19 protein-coding genes and 1 pseudogene are annotated in these 19,036 nt (G+C 68.9%); 10 read left to right on the top strand and 10 right to left on the bottom strand.

Annotated features, from left to right (window positions below):
- Window positions 1-163: 163 nt before the first annotated feature.
- Both ccmA and ccmB read left to right on the top strand, forming a co-directional pair.
- Window positions 164-778, top strand: a complete 615-nt coding sequence (ccmA, locus tag ACSQ2G_RS08190; protein ID WP_436029841.1) for a heme ABC exporter ATP-binding protein CcmA — start codon at window positions 164-166, stop codon at window positions 776-778.
- Entirely contained in the window at window positions 775-1,440 is a 666-nt protein-coding gene (gene ccmB, locus ACSQ2G_RS08185; protein WP_436029839.1) for a heme exporter protein CcmB, read from the top strand. Before ccmA ends, ccmB begins: the two co-directional genes overlap by 4 nt.
- A 264-nt stretch (window positions 1,441-1,704) precedes the next feature.
- On the opposite strand, the gene ACSQ2G_RS08180 is transcribed toward ccmB, so the two are convergent.
- Complete coding sequence (locus ACSQ2G_RS08180) at window positions 1,705-2,601, bottom strand: DMT family transporter (RefSeq protein WP_436029837.1); 897 nt, start codon at window positions 2,599-2,601, stop codon at window positions 1,705-1,707.
- Between the two features lie 176 nt (window positions 2,602-2,777).
- Window positions 2,778-3,128: a DUF3147 family protein gene (locus ACSQ2G_RS08175; RefSeq protein ID WP_310086360.1), complete on the bottom strand. Its 351-nt coding sequence runs from the start codon at window positions 3,126-3,128 to the stop codon at window positions 2,778-2,780.
- 165 nt (window positions 3,129-3,293) lie between these two features.
- On the opposite strand from ACSQ2G_RS08175, the gene ACSQ2G_RS08170 reads away from it, so the two are divergent.
- From ACSQ2G_RS08170 to ACSQ2G_RS08155, 4 genes are read left to right on the top strand one after another with little or no spacing between them, the layout of a single operon-like run.
- Window positions 3,294-3,848 carry a Spy/CpxP family protein refolding chaperone gene (locus ACSQ2G_RS08170; protein ID WP_436029835.1) on the top strand — a complete coding sequence of 185 codons (555 nt, stop codon included), beginning with the start codon at window positions 3,294-3,296 and terminating at the stop codon, window positions 3,846-3,848.
- Window positions 3,849-3,905: 57 nt separating this feature from the next.
- Window positions 3,906-4,652: a heme ABC transporter permease CcmC gene (ccmC, locus tag ACSQ2G_RS08165; protein ID WP_436029833.1), complete on the top strand. Its 747-nt coding sequence runs from the start codon at window positions 3,906-3,908 to the stop codon at window positions 4,650-4,652.
- Window positions 4,653-4,669: 17 nt separating this feature from the next.
- Window positions 4,670-4,837 (top strand): heme exporter protein CcmD, encoded by a 168-nt coding sequence (ccmD, locus tag ACSQ2G_RS08160; RefSeq protein WP_310086370.1) that lies wholly within the window; start codon window positions 4,670-4,672, stop codon window positions 4,835-4,837.
- A complete protein-coding gene (locus ACSQ2G_RS08155; RefSeq protein WP_436029830.1) occupies window positions 4,834-5,346 on the top strand; it encodes a DsbE family thiol:disulfide interchange protein in 513 nt (170 codons plus the stop codon). Before ccmD ends, ACSQ2G_RS08155 begins: the two co-directional genes overlap by 4 nt.
- Window positions 5,347-5,412: 66 nt before the next feature.
- Here ACSQ2G_RS08155 and ACSQ2G_RS08150 read toward each other — a convergent pair whose 3' ends face one another.
- On the bottom strand, window positions 5,413-5,769 hold the full coding sequence (locus ACSQ2G_RS08150; protein WP_436029828.1) for a glycine zipper 2TM domain-containing protein: 357 nt from the start codon (window positions 5,767-5,769) through the stop codon (window positions 5,413-5,415).
- 225 nt (window positions 5,770-5,994) lie between these two features.
- Here ACSQ2G_RS08150 and ACSQ2G_RS08145 point away from each other — a divergent pair, with 225 nt between their 5' ends.
- Complete coding sequence (locus tag ACSQ2G_RS08145) at window positions 5,995-6,270, top strand: hypothetical protein (protein WP_436029827.1); 276 nt, start codon at window positions 5,995-5,997, stop codon at window positions 6,268-6,270.
- Between the two features lies 1 nt (window position 6,271).
- On the opposite strand, the gene ACSQ2G_RS08140 is transcribed toward ACSQ2G_RS08145, so the two are convergent.
- From ACSQ2G_RS08140 to ACSQ2G_RS08115, 6 genes are all read right to left on the bottom strand, one after another.
- Window positions 6,272-7,585, bottom strand: a complete 1,314-nt coding sequence (locus ACSQ2G_RS08140) for a bifunctional folylpolyglutamate synthase/dihydrofolate synthase (protein ID WP_436029826.1) — start codon at window positions 7,583-7,585, stop codon at window positions 6,272-6,274.
- Between the two features lie 174 nt (window positions 7,586-7,759).
- The gene (locus ACSQ2G_RS08135) at window positions 7,760-8,686 is read right to left on the bottom strand and encodes an acetyl-CoA carboxylase carboxyltransferase subunit beta (protein ID WP_436029825.1); all 927 of its coding nucleotides are present in this window, start codon (window positions 8,684-8,686) and stop codon (window positions 7,760-7,762) included.
- A gap of 11 nt (window positions 8,687-8,697) precedes the next feature.
- On the bottom strand, window positions 8,698-9,525 hold the full coding sequence (trpA, locus tag ACSQ2G_RS08130) for a tryptophan synthase subunit alpha (RefSeq protein WP_436029823.1): 828 nt from the start codon (window positions 9,523-9,525) through the stop codon (window positions 8,698-8,700).
- Window positions 9,526-9,538: 13 nt separating this feature from the next.
- The gene (gene trpB / locus ACSQ2G_RS08125) at window positions 9,539-10,759 is read right to left on the bottom strand and encodes a tryptophan synthase subunit beta (protein WP_436029822.1); all 1,221 of its coding nucleotides are present in this window, start codon (window positions 10,757-10,759) and stop codon (window positions 9,539-9,541) included.
- 16 nt (window positions 10,760-10,775) lie between these two features.
- A complete protein-coding gene (locus tag ACSQ2G_RS08120; protein ID WP_436029820.1) occupies window positions 10,776-11,420 on the bottom strand; it encodes a phosphoribosylanthranilate isomerase in 645 nt (214 codons plus the stop codon).
- Window positions 11,421-11,596: 176 nt separating this feature from the next.
- Window positions 11,597-13,090 (bottom strand): sensor histidine kinase, encoded by a 1,494-nt coding sequence (locus tag ACSQ2G_RS08115; RefSeq protein ID WP_436029818.1) that lies wholly within the window; start codon window positions 13,088-13,090, stop codon window positions 11,597-11,599.
- Window positions 13,091-13,642: 552 nt separating this feature from the next.
- On the opposite strand from ACSQ2G_RS08115, the pseudogene ACSQ2G_RS08110 reads away from it, so the two are divergent.
- Window positions 13,643-13,710: pseudogene (locus ACSQ2G_RS08110) on the top strand (hypothetical protein); the annotation flags it as partial.
- A gap of 522 nt (window positions 13,711-14,232) precedes the next feature.
- Window positions 14,233-15,600, top strand: a complete 1,368-nt coding sequence (locus ACSQ2G_RS08105) for an FRG domain-containing protein (RefSeq protein ID WP_436029817.1) — start codon at window positions 14,233-14,235, stop codon at window positions 15,598-15,600.
- A gap of 38 nt (window positions 15,601-15,638) precedes the next feature.
- Here ACSQ2G_RS08105 and ACSQ2G_RS08100 read toward each other — a convergent pair whose 3' ends face one another.
- Window positions 15,639-17,927, bottom strand: coding sequence for an NADP-dependent malic enzyme (locus tag ACSQ2G_RS08100; protein WP_436029815.1), 2,289 nt, complete (start codon window positions 17,925-17,927; stop codon window positions 15,639-15,641).
- A 255-nt stretch (window positions 17,928-18,182) separates the two neighbouring features.
- On the opposite strand from ACSQ2G_RS08100, the gene dapB reads away from it, so the two are divergent.
- Window positions 18,183-19,007, top strand: a complete 825-nt coding sequence (gene dapB / locus ACSQ2G_RS08095) for a 4-hydroxy-tetrahydrodipicolinate reductase (protein ID WP_436029814.1) — start codon at window positions 18,183-18,185, stop codon at window positions 19,005-19,007.
- Window positions 19,008-19,036: the final 29 nt, after the last annotated feature.

Raw genomic sequence — 19,036 nt, 5'->3', positions numbered from 1 at the left:
CCGGAAAACCTCTCCAGGGATCGCGCGATCGAGGCGGACCCACAGCGTCCATCCTCGCGCCGCGTACGCCCCATCCAATGCGGAGGGTGACGGCCGAGGGCTTCTTAGCCGTCGCCGTGGGCAACGTCCATGCACAGGGCAGGGTCTTGAGGGCTTGCGGCCTATGTTGAGAACTATTCGCATCAAGGACTTAAGTCTTGTTCGCGGCGAACGGCGGTTGTTCTCGGGTCTTGATCTGGAGATCTCGGCCGGACAGGCGGTGGCGCTGACGGGGCGTAACGGCGCGGGCAAGACCAGTCTGTTGCGGGCGGTGGCGGGACTGTTGCGGCCGTCGCAGGGGGTCATCGGCTTCGACGGCGAGGCCGGCCCGCTGGAGGCCGAGGTCGCGCGGTCGGACGCCCTGCACCTGGTCGGCCATCACGACGGGCTGAAGTCGACGCGCTCGGCCTGGGAGGAGCTGCTGTTCCAGACCCGCTGGACGGGCGGGTCCGAAGCCTCGGCCCGCGACGCGGCGGCGCGGCTGGACCTGGACCGCCTGCTCGACCTGGAGGTCCGCCGCCTGTCGGCCGGCCAGCGGCGGCGCGTGGCCCTGGCGCGGCTGCTGGCCAGCCCCCGGTCGCTGTGGCTGCTGGACGAGCCGATGGCCCCGCTGGACGCCGGCCATCGCGAGGGCTTCGGCGTCCTGATGGCCGAGCACCTGGCCGGCGGCGGCATGGTGCTGGCCGCCGTGCACGATCCCCTGCCTGTGCCTTGCCAGGTCGTCGAGGTGGGAGGATGAAGGCCTTCCTCGTCCTGCTGCGCCGCGAGCTGGCCCTGGCCTGGGGCAAGGGCGGCGGGCCGCTGCTGGCCCTGGCCTTCTATGCCTGCGTGGTCACCCTGCTGCCCCTGGCCGCCGGCCGCGCGCCCGAGCGGCTGGCGTCGCTGGCCCCCGGCATCGCCTGGCTGGCCCTGGCCCTGGCGGCGCTGCTCTCCCTGGAAAGGTTGTTCGAGCGCGATTTCGAGGACGGGGCGCTGGACCTGCTGGCCCTGGGTCCGGCCCCGCTCGAGGTCGTGGCCGTGGCCAAGTGCCTAGCCCACTGGCTGGCGGCCGGCGCGCCCCTGGCCCTGGCCGCCCCGGTCGCCGCCCTGGCCCTGGGGGCGTCGCCAGTCATCATTCCGCTGCTGATTCCCTGCGCCCTGGCCGGGGGCCTGGCCTTCTCGTTCCTGGGCGGACTGGGAGCCAGCCTGGCCCTGGGGTCCAAGCGCGGCGGCCTGCTGGTGGCGGTGATCGTCCTGCCGCTCTACGTGCCGCCGGTGATCTTCGGGGCCGGCGCCCTGGACGCCCTGGCCGGCGGCCTGCCGTGGACCGGCGGCCTGTTCCTGCTGCTGGCCTATTCGGCGGCGGCCGTCGCGCTGGGCCCGATCGCCATGGCGGCGGCGTGTCGGAATGCGCTGGATTGAGCGCCCACCAAGACCCTCTCTCATGGAGAGAGGGAGGGGCCCGCCGCGAAGCGGTGGGAGGGTGAGAGGTTTCACCGCTGGCCGGTAGTTCCAAGGGGTTCCACAACGCTTCCAGATGCAAGAAGGCGCACGACGACCGCCGCTATGGATAGGGGCGCGATCGGAGTATCCGCTGAACGACAGCGATCTATCCGGTGAGAGTGTAACCTCTCACCCTCCCATGGCTTCGCCATGGGCCCCTCCCTCTCTCAAAGAGAGAGGGTTTTAAATCGGCCCCGCGCTGGCGCAGACGGGCTGGCTCCGGCGCTCGCCCAGCACCACCGCGAAGCTGCCGGCGATGATCATCAGCCCGCCGGCGGCCAGGGCCCAGGTCAGGCGGTCGCCGAACAGCATGACGCCGACGCAGGCGCCCATCAGCGGCTCGATGTTGATGAACACCCCGGCGCTGGCGCTGTCGACCCGGGCCGAGCCGAACTGCCAGGCGGCGGTGGCCACCAGGGTGCTCAGGACGCCCAGGCCCAGGATCCCGCTCCAGGCCACCGGGCTGAGGTCCAGCCTCGGCGGGCCGTGCATCAGGAAGGCGATCGGCGCCACGGTGACGGCGGCGACGATCACCGTCACCGCCGGGATGGCCATCTCGTTGGGCGCCTTGGGCGCGCGGCGCAGCACCGTCAGCCAGGCCAGGAAGATGAACAGCGAGCCCAGGGACAGGGCCACGCCCAGCGGCGAGCCGGCGCCTTCGGGCTTGCCGGCGATCAGGGCGGCGCCCAGGGTTGCGGCGGCGACCCCGGCCCACGAGGCGCGGCTGACCTTTTCGCCCAGCAGCTTGGCCGCGATGGCGATCAGGGCCGGCATGGCCCCGACCAGCAAGGCCGCCAGGGTGACGCTGACATGGGCCAGGCCCTCGAACTGCACCATGAAGGCGACGCCATAGAGCGCGCCGGCCAACAGGACGACGGGCGAGCGGAACAGGGCCCGCGTTTCGGCGCCGCGCAGGGCGAACGGCGCGGCGACCACCGCCGCCACCACGAAGCGCAGCAGCACCATGTGGGCGGAGTCGGTCTCGCGCAGCACCAGCTTGCCCAGCGGAAAGCCGAGGCCCCAGCAGAGGCCGGAGACGATCAGGGCGAGGAAGGCGATGCGTTTGTTGGAGCGATTCATGGCCGGGCTTCTAACCGTATTCGTGCCGAGTTGCGTCAACATCGAGCGCTAGGGGGCGAATTCCTCGTCCCCAGTTTGCTTTGGCGACAAGCTCAGGATGAGGAATTCGAACGCCACCACCGCAAGAGTAGCCCTCATCCTGAGCTTGTCGAAGGACGAGGGCGGCCCATGAGCCGCTAGAGCTTCAGCCCGAAACGCGGTCCGATCGCCGTCATCGTCAGATAGAGGCCGATGGTGACCACGCAACCGGCCCCCAGCGCCGCCCAGAAGTTCACGCCCCGCCGCAGCAGGGCCGGCACGATCAGGAACATCGGCAGGGACGGCAGCACATACCAGAAGGTGGCCTCGACATGGGTCGCCATCCGCTTGACGTCATGGGTGTCGCGCCACAGCCACAGCATGCCCAGGATCGAGATCAGCGGCAGCGAGGCGACCAGGGCGCCGAAGCCCGGCTGGCGCTTGGCGATCTCGGACACCAGGGCGATGATCACGCCCGAAATCGCGGCCTTGGCCAGCAGGTACAGCATCGCGCGGGTCTCCCTGGACGGCGGCCGCGGGACTGCGTCGCGGCGGCGAGGTGTTTATGCATCGCGGCGTCCGTCAGTTCTGCAACATTCGCCGGCGATCCTGACATTCCCGGGTTACACGCCGAATCGAGGGTCCGTTCCAGGAACGATCCCCTGGAGCAAACCATGCGCCTGCAACCCAGCCGACTCGCCTTGATGGCCGCGGCCGCCCTGACTCTCACCACCGCGGCGGTCGCCGTCGCCCAAGACGCCTCGCCGCCGGGGCCGCCGCCCATGGCCGACGAAGGTCCCGGCGGTCCTGGCGGACCGCCGGCGATGATGCGCCACCACCGCCTCGACCCCGAAGCCCACGCCCAGCATCTGCGCGACGTGCTGCAGCTGCGCGCCGACCAGGACGGGGCCCTGAAGGCTTATCTGGACGCCGCCGCCCCCAAGGACTGGACCAAGGATCGCCCGAAGCGCGAAGCGGTCGACGCCCCGCGCCAACCCCCGACCACGCCCGAACGCCTGGACCGCGAAGCCGAGCACCTGGACCGCGCCAGGGCCCGGATCGACGCCACCCGCGCCTTCTACGCCGCCCTGTCGCCCAGCCAGAAGAAGGCCTTCGACGCCCTGGGCCCGATGGCCGGCGGTCCCGGCCCGATGATGCGCCGGGTCGAATTCCGTCACCTCGGGGGCGGTCCGGACGGCCCGCGCCTGGCTCCCCCCAAGGCCGACTAGCGCGGCGAGGTCGCCTCCACGATTGCGGGCGCCCTTCAGGTCTTCTAAGGCTCGGACATGGGCGCCCGCGATCCACATCATCCCCTGGACTTCCTGACCAACCCCGAGCGGTTCATGGCCTTTTCCCGCTGGGCCGCGCCGATGTTCGGCGTGGTCGCCGCGGTGCTGGCCGCGATCGGCCTGGTGCTGACCTTCATCGCGCCGGAGGACTACCAGCAGGGCGACACCGTGCGGATGATGTTCATCCACGTGCCGGCCGCCTCGCTGTCGCTGTTCGTCTATCTGTGCCTGGGGACCGCCAGCTTCCTGGCCCTGGTGTTCCGCCATGCCCTGGCCGACGCCGCCGCCGTGGCCTGCGCCCCGCTGGGCGCGGCCTTCACCGCCCTGGCCCTGGCCACCGGCTCGCTGTGGGGCAAGCCGATGTGGGGCACCTGGTGGGTGTGGGACGCCCGCCTGACCTCGGTGCTGGTGCTGCTGCTGTTCTACCTCGGCTACCTAGCCCTGCGCTCGGCCCTCGAGGACGAGCAGAAGGCGGCCCGGGCCGCCGCCATCCTGGCCCTGGTCGGCCTGATCAACCTGCCGATCGTCAAGTTCTCGGTCGAATGGTGGAACAGCCTGCACCAGGGCAGCTCCACCCTGTTCGCCAAGCCGGGCAACGGCCTGCCGGCGGTCTATGCCTGGCCGATGCTGGTGATGAGCCTGGCCTATCTGTCGGCCTTCGGGTCGCTGTGGCTGGTGCGGATCCGCGCCCTGGTCTGGCGGCGCAAGGCCCGCGCCCTGGCCCTGCAGCAGGCTGAAAACTAGGAATTGGGGGCTAGCCGATGCATTTCGATTTCGACGCCGGCAAGTACGCGATCTATGTCTGGCCGGCCTTCGCCCTGACGGCGGGCGCCTTCGTCTGGATGATCGCCGACAGCCTAGCCTCGGCCCGCCGCTGGCGGCGCGAGGCCGAACGGCTTCAGGCCCAGCGGGACGCGAGGAAGCCGTGAGGCGCTGGATCGGTTTCGCGCCGCTGGTCGTGCTGCTGGGCCTGGGCGTGCTGTTCGCCGGTTACGCCCTCAAGCACGATCCGCATGTCCAGCCCCACGCCCTGGTCGGCAAGCCGGTCCCGGCCGTCAGCCTGCCCGACCTCGATACGGGAGCGATGGTCGCCGTGCGCGACGCGCCGGCCGGCCCCCGCCTGATCAACTTCTTCGCCTCCTGGTGCGCCCCCTGCCGGGTCGAGGCGCCGCAGCTGATGGCGCTGAAGGCCCGGGGCGTCACCCTGGTCGGGGTGGCCTACAAGGACGAGCCGGCCCGCACCCAGGCGTTCCTGGCCGAGCTGGGCGACCCGTTCGCCGTCAAGCTGATGGACCGCAACGGCCGGGCCGGCATCGAGTTCGGCGTCACCGGCGTGCCCGAGACCTTCCTGGTCGGGGCCGACGGCGTGATCCTGGCCAAGCACAGCGGCCCCCTGACCGACGACGACGTCCAGGAGATGCTCGGGAAACTGCGCTAGCTGGGCGCCAAAAGGCCCGGACGGCTTTCGCGGTCCGGGCCCTTGGTCTGTTCGGCGATCAGGCGGTTAGCAGCGGTGGCCCTTGCCGATCTGGCTGCCGGCATAGGCCCCGACGCCCGCGCCCAGCAGGGTGCCGGGGGTGCGGTTGCCGTTCGAGACCGAGTTGCCCAGCAGGCCGCCGGCCAGGGCGCCGATCACCGCGCCGGTCGCCTTGCCGTGCTTGCGGTCGGTGCGACAGCTTTCATAGCGGTCATAACGGCGGTCGTAGCGACGATCGTAGCGGCTGTCATAGCGCGACTCATAGCGGTGATGGTCGCGATAATAGCCGTCGTGGGCCGAGGCGAAGCTCGGGGCCGAAGCCAGGCTCAGGGCGGCGGTGGCGGCGGCGATCATCGAAACGGTGGTCTTGGTGGCGGTACGCATCGGGTGTCCCTTTCCGTTCAAAGTCATGTCCGACCGGCCCCCGATCCGGTCGATCTTGAGGACACCCTACGCCCCGCCGCCTGAACGGCGTCGACAACCCGACTTTCATCTGGCGTTCAGGTTGGCGTCCGGTTTTGGCCGTGTTTTGTCGAACGGAGCCGCGACCATTAACCGCGCGTTGACCATGCTCGCCGACCTTGCATTAACCATGATAGAGTCGCGTCCATGAGCACGATCCGCCCGACAGGCCTGCCGGCCGTTCCGCAGAGACCCGCTTCGTCGCAGGCCTCGACGGGCGCTGGCGGCTCGCGCGCGGCGGCGTTCTTCCAGGCGGCCGTCAGCGACGCCGCCGCAGCCCGGCCCGCCGCGCCGCCGATCGCCGTCCAGCTCCAGACCCAGGCCCAGCCGCAGCGCCAGCCGCCGGTCCGCCCGTTCGCCCAGCCGGCCGAACAGCCGCGGACGATCCTGCGCCCGGGCTCGCTGCTGAATATTCTCGTCTAGCCTAGACCGGCCAGGTCTCCGGACTCATCGCCAGAACTTCTCCCGCCAGATAGAGCGAGCCGCAGATCAGCACGTGCGGCGTCGGCTCGAGCGCCAGCGCCTTGTCGAGCGCCGTCTCGACGCTGTCGCAGGCCTGGGCCCGCAGCCCAGCCAGCTCGGCCGCCGCCGCGGTCTGGGCGGCGCTGGCCGCGGCGTGGCCCTCGAACGTCACCGAGAAGACCTTGGCGTTCAGCGGCGCGAACGGCGCGAAGAACCCGGTGGCGTCCTTGTTGGCCAGCAGGCCCGAGACCAGGGCCACGGGCCGGCCGTCGCGGGCCGCCAGGTCGCCCAGCGCCCGGGCCACCGCCTGGCCGGCGTGGGGATTGTGGCCGCCGTCCAGCCAGAGATCGGCGCCGGCCGCCCTGGCGCGCTCGGCCAGTGGTCCGGCCGTCAGCCGCTGGAACCGCGCGGGCCAGGTGGTCCCGGCGATCCCCCGGGCCATGACCGCCTCGTCGATGCGCGGATCGTTCAGGACCAGCAGCGCCGCCACGGCCAGGCCGGCGTTGGCGAACTGGTGCTCGCCCGGCAGGGCCGGGGCCGGCAGGTCCAGCAGGCGGTCCTGCATCTGGACCAGCAGCCGGCCGCGCTCGTTCCAGGCGTCGAAATCGCGGCCCATCAGGGTCAGCGGCGCCTCGAACAGGTCGGCCTCGCGCTCGACCACCCGTTCGGCCTCCTCCTGCTGGCGGGCCGAGACCACGGGGGTGTTGGGCTTGATGATCCCGGCCTTCTCCTGGGCGATGGCCGCCAGGGTGTCGCCCAGGAACTCGCGGTGGTCGATATCGATCGGGGCGATGACGCTGACCGCGGGCAGGACCACGTTGGTGGCGTCCAGGATCCCGCCCAGCCCCACCTCGACCAGGCACAGGTCGGCCGGAACCTCGGAAAAGGCCTGGAAGGCCGCGGCGGTGGTGATCTCGAAGAAGGTGATCGGCAGGCCGGCGTTGGCGGCCTCGACGCGATCGAGCACCTGGGCCAGGTGTTCGTCGGTGATCAGCGTTCCGGCCAGGCGAATGCGCTCTGCAAAGCGCACCAGGTGCGGCGAGGTGAAGACGTGGACCTTCAGGCCCGCCGCCTCGGCCATGGCCCGCAGGTAGGCCACCGTCGAGCCCTTGCCGTTGGTGCCGGCCACGTGGATCACCGGCGGCAGTCTCTTCTGCGGATCGCCCAGGGCGGCGCACAGCCGGACCATGCGGTCTAGCGACAGGTCGATCAGCTTGGGATGCAGGGCCTGCAGCCGGGCCAGCGCGGCGTCGTGGGCGCGGAGGTGGTCGGTCATCTGATGAACCTTCCTTCTCCCCTTGCGGGAGAAGGTGTCGGCATAGCCGACGGATGAGGGGTCGACGGGCGTTTGCCGATGGGCGTTTTGATGAAAAGGGCGGCGCGACCCCTCATCCGACCAGCTTCGCTGGCCACCTTCTCCCGCAAGGGGAGAAGGGACAAGAGCTCTGAATCAGGCCGCCTTCAGCGCCCGGCCCATCATCAGCGTGCCCAGGATCGAGCCCAGCACGGCCGGCAGGTCCTTGCGCGGCGTCACGCGGTCGACCATGCCCTTCTCGACCAGGTATTCCGAGCGCTGGAAGCCCGGCGGCAGGGTCTCGCGGATGGTCTGCTCGATCACCCGCGGACCGGCGAAGCCGATCAGGGCGCCTGGCTCGGCCAGGTGCACGTCGCCCAGCATGGCGTAGGAGGCGGTGACGCCGCCGGTGGTCGGGTCGGTCAGCACCACCACATAGGGCAGGCCGGCGTCCTTCATCTCGTTGATGGCCAGGGTGGTGCGGGCCATCTGCATCAGGGACAGCGCCCCTTCCTGCATCCGCGCGCCGCCGGCGGCGGTGAAGGCGATCAGCGGGACCTGGCGGGCGATCGCGGCCTCGGCGGCGGCGATGAAGCCTTCGCCCGCGGCCATGCCCAGCGAACCGCCCATGAAGGCGAAGTCCTGGACCAGGACCACCGCATCGACGCCGCCGACCTTGCCGAAGCCGATGGCCATGGCGTCCTGCTCGCCGGTCGCCTTGCGGGCGGCGGCCAGGCGGTCCTTGTAGGGCTTGCCATCCGAGAACTTCAGCGGGTCCTCGACCACGGCCGGGGTCGGCAGCACCTCGTGCGCGCCGCCGTCGAAGGTGTATTTGAACCGCGCTTCGGGACCGATGCGCATGTGGCGTCCGGCCGGGGTGACCCACAGGGCCGCCTCCAGGTCGGAGCGGTAGATCATCTCGCCGGTGTCCGGGCACTTGACCCAGAGGTTCTCGGGCGTCTCGCGCTTGGCGAACGCGCCGCGCACGCCGGGCGCGATCCGCGACAGCCAGCCGCCCCGCCGCTCGGTCGCGACCTTGGTCTTGTCGCCCTTCTTGGGCCCCTGGGGTTCAGCCATCGCCATAGCCTTCAGCCTCACGCCAATTCGAGTCGCGCCGACCGCACAGCCTTAGCCAGCTCCGACGCCTTGAGAAGAACCTTCTCGGTCACGTTTTCGTTCATCTTGGCCGCGGACTCGATTTCATCGACCAGGGCCGAGCCGACCACGGCGGCGTCGGCGATGCGGGCGACGGCGGCCGCCTGCTCGGGCGTGCGGATGCCGAAACCCACGGCCACGGGCAGGCCCGAGGCGGCGCGCAGCCGGGCCACTGCCGGGGCCACGTCGCCGGCGTCGGCCGACTTGACGCCGGTCACCCCGGCCACCGACACGTAATAGAGGAAGCCCGAGGTGCGGCGGACCACGGCCGGCAGGCGCGCGTCGTCGGTGGTCGGGGCGGCCAGGCGGATCAGCGAGACGCCGTGGGCCTCCAGGGCGTCGGCCAGGGGATCGGCCTCTTCGGGCGGGCAGTCGACGACGATCAGGCCGTCCACCCCGGCCTGGGCGGCCTCGCGGGCGAAGGTCTCGAAGCCCTTGTTCATCAGCGGGTTCAGGTAGCCCATCAGGATCAGCGGGGTGTCGTCATCGCCCTGGCGGAAGGCGCGGACCAGGTCCAGCGTGCCGTTCAGGGTCATCTTCTGGGCCAGGGCGCGCTGGCTGGCGCGCTGGATGGTCGGGCCCTCGGCCATCGGGTCCGAGAACGGGAAGCCCAGCTCGATGAGGTCGGCTCCGGCGGCCGGCAGGCCTTCCAGGATCGCCAGCGCCGTGGCGGCGTCGGGATCCCCGGCCATCACGTAGGAAACGAAGCCGGCCCGGTTCTCGGCCTTCAGCGCCGCGAACCGGCGGTCGATACGGTCTTTGGTCAAAGTCGCTCTAGCCCTAGATCGTCCGCCCGAGGGCGTCGGCCACGGTGAAGATGTCCTTGTCGCCCCGGCCCGACAGGCACAGCACGATCACGCCGCCCTCGCCGATCTCCTTGGCCAGCTGCGGCAGCTTGGCCAGGGCGTGGGCGCTTTCCAGGGCCGGGATGATGCCCTCGAGCTCGGCGCACAGCTGGAAGGCCTTCAGCGCCTCGTCGTCGGTGCAGGTCAGGTATTGGGCCCGGCCGACGTCGTGCAGGAACGCGTGCTCCGGCCCGATGCCGGGATAGTCCAGGCCCGCCGAGATCGAGTGGGCGTCGAGGATCTGGCCGTCGTCGTCCTGCAGCAGGTAGGTCTTGTTGCCGTGCAGCACGCCCGGGCGGCCGCCGGTCAGGGAGGCGGCGTGCTTGTCGGTCTCCAGGCCGTGGCCCGAGGCCTCGACGCCGAAGATCTTGACGCTCTCGTCGGCCAGGAACGGGTGGAACAGGCCGATGGCGTTCGAGCCGCCGCCCACGCAGGCCACGACCGCGTCGGGAAGCCGGCCCTCGGCCTCCTGGATCTGCTCGCGGGCCTCGGTCCCGATCACCGCCTGGAAGTCTCGGACCATGGCCGGATAGGGGTGCGGGCCGGCGGCGGTGCCGATCATGTAGTAGGTGTCGGCCACGTTGGTGACCCAGTCGCGCATGGCCTCGTTCATGGCGTCCTTCAGGGTCGCCGCGCCCGAGGTCACCGGGCGGACTTCGGCGCCCAGCAGGTTCATGCGGAAGACGTTGGGCTTTTGCCGGGCCACGTCGACGGCGCCCATGTAGACGACGCAGGGCAGGCCGAAGCGGGCGGTGACGGTGGCCGAGGCGACGCCGTGCTGGCCCGCCCCGGTCTCGGCGATGATCCGGGTCTTGCCCATGCGCTGGGCCAGCAGGATCTGGCCCATGCAGTTGTTGATCTTGTGCGCGCCGGTGTGGTTCAGCTCCTCGCGCTTGAAATAGATCTTCGCGCCGCCGAGATGGCGGCTCAGGCGCTCGGCGAAATAGAGCGGCGACGGGCGGCCGACATAGTGGGTCAGGTAGCCAGCCAGCTCCTTCTGGAAGCTGGGGTCGTTCTTGGCCTCGGTGTAGGCGCGGTCCAGCTCGAGCACGAGCGGCATCAGGGTCTCGGCCACGTAGAGGCCGCCGTAGTCGCCGAAGCGGCCCTTGGCGTCCGGATAGGCGGACCAGTCGTTAGGTTTCACCGAAGCGTTCACGGGCTCGTTCCAGACGTCAGGCGCGTTTGACGGCGTCCAGGAACGCCGTGATCAGAGCCGGGTCCTTTAGGCCGGGACCCCGCTCGACGCCAGAGGAAACGTCCACCAGCGGCGCGCCGGAGGCCCGGACCGCCTCGGCGACGTTCCACGGATCCAGCCCGCCGGCCAGGAAATGCGGGCGAGAAAATCGCCGGCCATCCAGCAGGCTCCAGTCGAACCTTGCGCCGGTGCCGCCGGGCAGGGTGGATCCTTCCACCGGTCGGGCGTCGAACATCAGGTGCTCGGCGACGCCGTCGAAGGCCCGGGCCTGGTCGACGTCGGCGGCCGACGAGACCGAGAAGGCCTTGATCACCCCGGCGCCGGAGCGCTGGGCGATCTCGCGGACCCGGGACGGGGTCTCCTTGCCGTGCACCTGGATCAGGTCGGGCTCCAGCGTGGCCATCAGCCGATCGACCAGGGCGTCGTCGGGATCGACGGTGACGGCCACGGTCTTGACCGGGCCCTGGCGCAGCGGCGCGGCCAGGCGGGCGGCGGCCTCGGGCTCGAGGTTGCGCGGGCTCCTGGCGAAGAAGACGAAGCCGACATAGGCCGCCCCGCCATCGACGGCGGCGGCGACGCTCTCGGCCGTGGACAGCCCGCAGATCTTGGCCTGGGTGGTCATGGGGGGGGAGGTACGGCGTCGCGACCGCCCATGCAAGGTCCTCCCCCCGTGGGGGAGGCGGCCGAAGGCCGGTGGGGGGAGTGATGGAACCGTCGATCCTGGATCCGGCCGCCTTCCGAATATTCCCCCCTCCGTCGGCTGCGCCGACACCTCCCCCACGGGGGGAGGATCTTGGGTCAGCCCGCCCCCAGCGGCCCCGCCCCCTCCACCGGGTCCGACAAGGTCGCGCGCATGGTGCAGACCAGGCCCTCCGGCCGGTAGTCCATGGTCGCCGCGCCCTTCAGCTCGCCGCGCAGGCTGCGCTCGATCAGGCGCGAGCCGAAGCCGCGGCGGCGGGGCGGGGCCACGGGCGGGCCGCCGGTTTCGGTCCAGGCCAGGGCCAGGTCGCGGGTCGCCGCGTCATAGGTCCAGCTCAGCACCACCCGGCCCTCGCCGCTGACCCCCTCGCCGCTGGACAGCGCCCCGTACTTCAGGGCGTTGGTGGCCAGCTCGTGGAAGATCAGCGCCATGGTCAGGGCCCCGCCCGGCGCCAGCCAGACCGGCGGGCCGTCGATCGTCAGGCGCTCGGCGCCCGGCGTCGGCGGGGTGAACGGCGCCAGGGCCCGCTCGGCCACGTCGCGCAGCCCCGCCCCGTGCCAGCTCTCGCGGGTCAGCACGTCGTGCACCTGCGACAGGCCCAGCAGCCGCGACTCGAACTTCTCGAACGCCGTCAGCGGGTCGGGCTCGGTCTTCAGGGTCTGGCTGGCCATCGACTGCACGGTGGCCAGGGTGTTCTTCACCCGGTGGTTCAACTCGTTGATCAGCAGGCGCAGCTGGCCCTGGTAGCGCTGCTGCTCGGCCTCGACCTGCTTGCGGGCGGTGATGTCGGAGATGATCACCACCAGGTAGGGCCGCCCGTCGCCGGGATCGACCCGCGAGGCGGTGACATGCACCCAGACCGGCCCGTCGCGGCCGTCGACCCGCCGCTCCAGCGCATAGGTGTCGATCTCGCCGGCCAGCAGGGCCAGGCCCTGGGTGACCGCGGTGGCGACATTGTCGTCGCCCGGCGTGATGTCCATGAAGGTCGAGGCCAGCAGGGTCTCGCGGTCGCGGCGGGTGATGGCGCAGAACCTGTCGTTGACCTCCAGGAACCGGCCGCTGCCCGACACCCGGGCCACGCCCATCGCCGCCTGGTCGAACACCGCCCTGTAGCGGGCCTCGGCGGCCTGCAGCCGCTGGCGGGCCTGCACCGCGGCGGTGACCATCTCGGTATAGAGCACCAGCCCGCCGATCCGGCCGTCGTCGGTGCGCCAGGGGGCCATCGACCAGCGCACCCAGTGCACGCGGCCCTCGCCGTCGACATAGCGGTCGCCCTCGTCCTCGCGCAGCTCGACCCCTTCGGCCAGGACCTGGGCGTGCTTGTCGCGCCAGAACTGCGGGATCTCCGGGAAGACGTCGTAGTGGCGGCGGCCCAGCAGCGGGGTGTCGGGCGACATGCCCTGGTCGGTCAGGTATTGGCGCGAGGCGGCCAGGTAGCGCATCTGGTCGTCGAAGATGGCGATGCCCATCGGCGCGTGCTTCAGGGCGGTGGTGACGCTGGGCGAGACGGGGGGCGCCGCCGCCGGGGACGGCGCGTCCTCCGGGGCGTTCTGGGCGGCCTCCTCAATCTCGGTCGGCGATCGCGCGGCCATCGCGCTCCTTTGCTCGGCTCGTTCGTGCGGGCGCGCCATCTTGCTCAGGTTGCAGCGGCTGTCGATGGGGCAATCTCGCGCAGTGGATTGATTTCGCGGCGGATCCCCCTCCGGCCCTCCGGGCCACCTCCCCCAGAGGGGGAGGATCTATGTGGTGCAGATGCTCCCCCTCTGGGGGAGCTGTCGCGAAGCGACCGAGGGGGTTTGGTGGCACGATCTCTCGTCCTCACGCGATCTCTCGCTGAGCTATCGGAAAGGGTCGCGGAGCGCCGGACATCGTCCGGAGTGTTTGAGTAGTAACCGTTTTCGACGAAGCCCGATCGCTCCGCGCGGTCGTTGTCCGGAAGCCCGCGGCGCTGAGCCCTGTTGGGGCCTCGCCGCCTTGAAGCCTCCGACGGGCGGGCCAGGTCAACGAACCCCGGTCCCGGACCGCGAGCGCGTCACCGCCCGCCTGTTGCTCCGCCAGCCCTCGCGCCACGTCGTTTTTGTGTTCCAGGCCCGACCGGCTCCAGAGACGCGAGGTTTGGTCCCGAAGGACCGCCGACGGAGCTTCCCGCTCGATCGCCCCCCGCCGCCGCATCGGTCGCTGGCCATGCGCCCTTTCCCTGCGTCGAGGTGGGATCAGGATAAGGGCGGTCTGGGAGGGTGAGGACCAAATCGGGTCGAGAAAGTTCAGGGTGTTGAAATCGCGAGACTTTGTTGGCTGAACGCCGAGCATAAGTCATCTCGAACCCTCTCCCGTGGGGAGAGGGAGGGGCCCGCCGCGCAGCGGTGGGAGGGTGAGGGCGTAAACCGCCGGCCGGCGCGCCGGCAGGGCGTTCGTGAGAAACCGGACAGGGCGTCACCCCTCTCCCTCCCACGCTTCGCGCGGGCCCCTCCCTCTCCCCTCCGGGAGAGGGTGCGCCAACCACCCCCTCGCCCGGCCGGACCGCCCCGGCGGCCAGGCCGCGCCCTGAAATCCATGGTGGCGAGCCTGCTCTGGGGTCTGACCGTGTCAAGGAGGGCTCTCCGAGCCCCCGCGACGCGGTCGCCCCAGAGCGCCCCTTGGGGCGATCCTTGACACGGTCAGACCCCAGAGCTCCCATTCCACCAAGGGTTTCAGGACGTGGCGTCATCCGCTACGGCGTGAAAGGTCGAGGGTGATGCCGGAAAACTTCAACTATATCTCTTTTGGTAGTCGCGAATATGTTGAGGGGATTACCGACAGCATCGCTATGAACCGCGGCCGTATGTTTGAATATACAGCCATCGACCTAGAAAAGAGATTGGAATCCCTAGAAGCGATTTCGATTACATTTCTGGAGACTCTCCCAACATTCGTTTGCAGCGAAATCTGGCGTACGGATGACGCAGCCGCAATGGTCGTAAAATACGGCCGTATCGGGAACACGGTCGCTGACCGAAAGGAAGTCTCGACTAATTTCACTACAGTGATTGATTTCGGAGAGGTCAAATTCGAGAATATTGAGGCGGCGCGCGATGTTTTTTGCGCGGACCCATTTCAACTCTACCGGACACATTGGGCTGTCAGAGATGGCAATGTGCAGGCGATCTTGGCGAGGTTGGCGCAGCTAAAGCCGGAAGCAGCGCATGCAATCTCAGGACAGGAGGTGCCGAATGTAGGTGATGAGGTAGTCGAACTGCCGCCGCGTACCAAGAATACGCTTGGTGTTGCGGGTAGCGTGGAGGTGTTTCTTCAGCTGCTGTATGGCTCGCCAGCCAAGGAGGCGACCGAGACTTTCTTCCGTGGGCACGATGATGCGAGGTTCGAACTAACGCCGTCTCTATTGCGAAAGTGGCCAGAAGGAGGTTGGCAGTTCATGCCAACCGAGGATCGACTTTGCAAGGAGCTTCTGATCGCGCATTATGATGAATTTCAAAGTGATCAATACTGCTTTGATCGCCTTGTTCGTATGCAGCACTATGGCCTACCGACCCGATTGCTCGACATTTCGGGAAATCCCCTGATTGCTCTATTTTTTGCCTGCCACGGCGGGCCGGAACGTGCCGATTTGGAGGCCGAAGTTATTATTTTTACGGTTTCTGCAGATAAAGTTAAATATTACGACTCTGATACCGTTAGTTGTATTTCAAACCTATCAAATTTATCATACGATCAAAAAAATGATCTAGATCTAAACCTAGATGTAACTCAATTTAATGAAACTCAAGTCGCGGAAAAGCTTCTGCATCATATAAAATCCGAGAAAGGGTTTTTTGAGGGACGTATTGTTCCTGATGATCTGGGATCAATCATTTGCGTGAAGGCAAAACGAAACAACACTCGTATCAAATCACAGTCGGGCGCCTTTTTGCTTTTCGGACACGAGGCTGCTCTGCCAGAGTCTGGCCAGGAGGGTATCGAGATCGCCCGTGTGACGATCACCGACAAGCGCCACATTTTGGATCAACTAGACAGAATTAATATAAACGCCACTACGGTGTATCCAAGCATAGATCAGACGGCGGTACACCTTCGGGAGCAGTATCGAACAGCCGGTCCTTCTTAGACATAGATTAGCGATTATTCCTCCCCCCCCCCCCAACCCTACTCCGCCGCCGACAAATCCCCCGCCCCCTCGTACGCCGCCATCATCGCCATGTTCAGAATCTTCGACACCGACGCTGATAACGGCGCGATCTGGACCGGCTTGCCCAGGCCCAGCAGCACCGGGCCGATCACCGTCGCCCCGCCCAGCGACTGCACCAGCTTGGTGGCGATCGAGGCCGAGTGGATGGCCGGCATGACCAGGATGTTGGCGCTGTCGGTCAGGCGCATGAACGGGTAGTTGGCGCGCTTTTCCGGGTCCAGAGCCAGCTCGGGCGGCATCTCGCCCTCGTATTCGAAGTCGACGTCCATCTCGTCGAGCATGGCCACGGCCTCGCGCACCTTGTCGGAGCGCTCGCCCATCGGGTTGCCGAAGGTGGAATAGCTCATGAAGGCCACGCGCGGCTTGAAGCCCAGGCGCCTGACGGCGCGGGCGGCCTCGCAGGCGATCTCGACCAGTTCGTCGGCGTCGGGCAGCTCGGTGACGTTGGTGTCGGCCACGAACACGGTGCGGCCCTTGGCCAGGACGACCGACATGCCCATGATCCGCCCGCCCGGGGCCGGGTCGACGACGCGCAGCACCTCCTCCAGCGCCTGGTCGAAGCTGCGGGTGACGCCGGTGACCATGCCGTCGGCCTCGCCCAGGGTGACCATCGAGGCGGCGAAGCTGTTGCGGTCCTGGTTGATCAGCCGCTGGACGTCGCGCTTCAGGTAGCCCTGGCGCTGCAGGCGCTTGTACAGATAGTCGACATAGTCGGGATTGCGGTCGCTGAGCCGGGCGTTGTGGATCTCCAGGCCCGCGGTGTCGGGGTCCAGGCCGACGACGCGCATGTTCTCGTGCACCAGGTTCTCGCGGCCGCAGAGGATGGCCTTGCCGAAGCCGCCGGTCTGGTAGGCGTAGGCGGCGCGGATCACCGACGGGTCCTCGCCCTCGGCGAAGACGATGGTCTTGGGGTTGGCCAGGACGGCGCCGCTGATCTTCTGCAGGAAGCCGGCGGTGGGGTCCAGGCGTTGGGCGAGGCTGGCGCGATAGGCGTCCATGTCGGCGATCGGCCGGCGGGCCACGCCGGTGTCCATGGCCGCCTGGGCCACGAACGGCGGCACGTACCAGATCAGCCGCGGGTCGAAGGCCGAGGGGATGATGTATTGCGGGCCGAACTTCAGCTGGCGGCCGTGATAGGCGGCGGCGACCTCGTCGGGCACGTCCTCGCGGGCCAGCATGGCCAGGGCGTTGGCGCAGGCGATCTTCATCTCGTGATTGACCCGCCGGGCCCGCACGTCCAGGGCGCCGCGGAAGATGTAGGGGAAGCCCAGGACGTTGTTGACCTGGTTGGGATAGTCGCTGCGGCCGGTGCCCATGATGGCGTCCTTGCGGACCTTGTGCACCTCTTCGGGGGTGATCTCCGGATCGGGGTTGGCCATGGCGAAGATCACCGGATTGGGCGCCATGCTGGCGATCATCTCGGGGGTGAACGCGCCCTTGGCCGAGAGACCCAGCAGCACGTCGGCGCCCTTGACCGCCTCGGCCAGGGTGCGCAGCGGCGTGTCGACCGCGTGGGCGCTCTTCCACTGGTTCATGCCCTCGGTGCGGCCCTGGTAGAGCACGCCCTTGCTGTCGACGGCGATGACGTTCTCGGGCCGCACGCCCATGGCCTTGATCAGCTCCATCGAGGCGATGCCGGCCGCGCCGGGGCCGTTGAGCACCACCTTCACGTCGGCCAGGTTCTTGCCGGTGATGTGGCAGGCGTTGATCAGGCCGGCGGCGCAGATGATCGCCGTGCCGTGCTGGTCGTCGTGGAACACCGGGATGTCGAGCAGCTCCTGCAGCTCGGTCTCGATGCGGAAGCACTCGGGGCTCTTGATGTCCTCCAGATTGATGCCGCCGAACGTGACGCCGATGTTCTTGACCACCGTGATGATCTCGTCGGCGTCCTTGGAGCTGATCTCGATGTCGATGGAATCGACGTCGCCGAAGCGCTTGAACAGGACGGACTTGCCCTCCATCACCGGCTTGGAGGCCAGGGCGCCCAGGTCGCCGAGGCCCAGGATCGCCGTGCCGTTGCTGATCACCGCCACCAGGTTGCCCTTGGAGGTGTACTCGTAGGCCATGTCGGGGTCGGCGGCGATGGCGTGGACGGGCACGGCGACGCCGGGGGAATAGGCCAGGGAGAGGTCGCGCTGGGTGGCCATCGGCTTGGTGGCGACGACGCCGATCTTCCCGGGCGTGGGATAGCGGTGGAAGTTCAGCGCTTCCTCGTCCGTGAAGGTCTTCTTTTCCGCGTCGCTCATTGGCGCGTTTCCCCTGTCCTGATGTCCTGCAGTCACACATGCTGGAGGCGCCGAACGATGCGACGCGCCCTTATGGGGCCGCACCGTAGCGACCGGGCGGGGGCGTAACAACCTCGGGCGCCTGAAGTTTTTTGACGCAAACGCTTGTTCTGCTTGGGATTGCGCCTGTCCAGCGTTGTCATCTGGCCGCTGTTTTCCTTGACCTGAGGGGGCTGGTCGGGAGACTACCGGCCGCGCCACTCCCGGGAGATCGCCTTGAGCCAGAACGACTTAGCCGCGCCGTCCAGCGCCTCGGAAGGTACCGTTACCATCGCCCTGGCCGGCGCGCTCGGCCGGATGGGCCAGGCCTTGGCCAAGACGCTGGACGGGCGGGTCGACGCGGTGGTCGTGGCGCGATTTGATCGTCCTGGCGCGGTCGGCGAGGGCCTGGTCGAGCGCGACGCGGCCCTGGCGGCCGCCCAGGTGGCCATCGACTTCACGATTCCCGAGGCGTCCGTGGCCCTGGCCGAGGCGGCGGCCCTTCTTTCCGAAAAGGGAAATGGCGGCCCGGCCCTGGTCATCGGCTCGACCGGCTTTTCCGACGACCAGAACGCCCGCATCGTGGCGGCGGCGACCAGGGTGGCGATCGTCAAGTCCGGCAACTATTCGCTGGGCGTCAACATGCTGATGGGCCTGGTCCGCCAGGCCGCCGCCGCCCTGCCCGCCGCCGACTGGGACGTCGAGGTCCACGAGGCCCACCACAAGCGCAAGATCGACGCCCCGTCCGGCACCGCCCTGATGCTGGGCCAGGCGGCGGCCGACGGGCGCGGCGTTGGCCTGGGCCAGGTGGCCGACCGCGGCCGCGACGGCATGACCGGCCCGCGCAAGGCGGGGACCATCGGCTTCTCGGTGGTGCGCGGCGGCGGGATCATCGGCGAGCACAGCGTGATCTTCGCCGGCGAGGAGGAGGTGCTGACCCTGTCGCACTCGGCCACCGACCGGGGCCTGTTCGCGCGGGGCGCGGTCGCCGCCGCCTTGTGGGTCAAGGGAAGGCCGCCCGGGCTCTACGACATGCAGGACGTGCTGGGTTTCGAAAACTAAGGCCTAACAATCGCCGCAGCTTGCGGCAT

The sequence above is a fragment of the Caulobacter sp. LjRoot300 genome (assembly GCF_964253875.1).
In the GTDB taxonomy this organism is placed as follows: domain Bacteria; phylum Pseudomonadota; class Alphaproteobacteria; order Caulobacterales; family Caulobacteraceae; genus Caulobacter.
Note: the sequence above shows the minus strand (reverse complement) of the source record. Positions and strands in the feature narration are given on the sequence as shown.

Coding starts and splice junctions, on each gene's coding strand:
- ccmA (WP_436029841.1), top strand. CDS start 164: ATGTTGAGAACTATTCGCATCAAGGACTTAAGTCTTGTTCGCGGCGAA.
- ccmB (WP_436029839.1), top strand. CDS start 775: ATGAAGGCCTTCCTCGTCCTGCTGCGCCGCGAGCTGGCCCTGGCCTGG.
- ACSQ2G_RS08180 (WP_436029837.1), bottom strand. CDS start 2,601: ATGAATCGCTCCAACAAACGCATCGCCTTCCTCGCCCTGATCGTCTCC.
- ACSQ2G_RS08175 (WP_310086360.1), bottom strand. CDS start 3,128: ATGCTGTACCTGCTGGCCAAGGCCGCGATTTCGGGCGTGATCATCGCC.
- ACSQ2G_RS08170 (WP_436029835.1), top strand. CDS start 3,294: ATGCGCCTGCAACCCAGCCGACTCGCCTTGATGGCCGCGGCCGCCCTG.
- ccmC (WP_436029833.1), top strand. CDS start 3,906: ATGGGCGCCCGCGATCCACATCATCCCCTGGACTTCCTGACCAACCCC.
- ccmD (WP_310086370.1), top strand. CDS start 4,670: ATGCATTTCGATTTCGACGCCGGCAAGTACGCGATCTATGTCTGGCCG.
- ACSQ2G_RS08150 (WP_436029828.1), bottom strand. CDS start 5,769: ATGCGTACCGCCACCAAGACCACCGTTTCGATGATCGCCGCCGCCACC.
- ACSQ2G_RS08145 (WP_436029827.1), top strand. CDS start 5,995: ATGAGCACGATCCGCCCGACAGGCCTGCCGGCCGTTCCGCAGAGACCC.
- ACSQ2G_RS08140 (WP_436029826.1), bottom strand. CDS start 7,585: ATGACCGACCACCTCCGCGCCCACGACGCCGCGCTGGCCCGGCTGCAG.
- ACSQ2G_RS08135 (WP_436029825.1), bottom strand. CDS start 8,686: ATGGCGATGGCTGAACCCCAGGGGCCCAAGAAGGGCGACAAGACCAAG.
- ACSQ2G_RS08120 (WP_436029820.1), bottom strand. CDS start 11,420: ATGACCACCCAGGCCAAGATCTGCGGGCTGTCCACGGCCGAGAGCGTC.
- ACSQ2G_RS08115 (WP_436029818.1), bottom strand. CDS start 13,090: ATGGCCGCGCGATCGCCGACCGAGATTGAGGAGGCCGCCCAGAACGCC.
- ACSQ2G_RS08105 (WP_436029817.1), top strand. CDS start 14,233: ATGCCGGAAAACTTCAACTATATCTCTTTTGGTAGTCGCGAATATGTT.
- ACSQ2G_RS08100 (WP_436029815.1), bottom strand. CDS start 17,927: ATGAGCGACGCGGAAAAGAAGACCTTCACGGACGAGGAAGCGCTGAAC.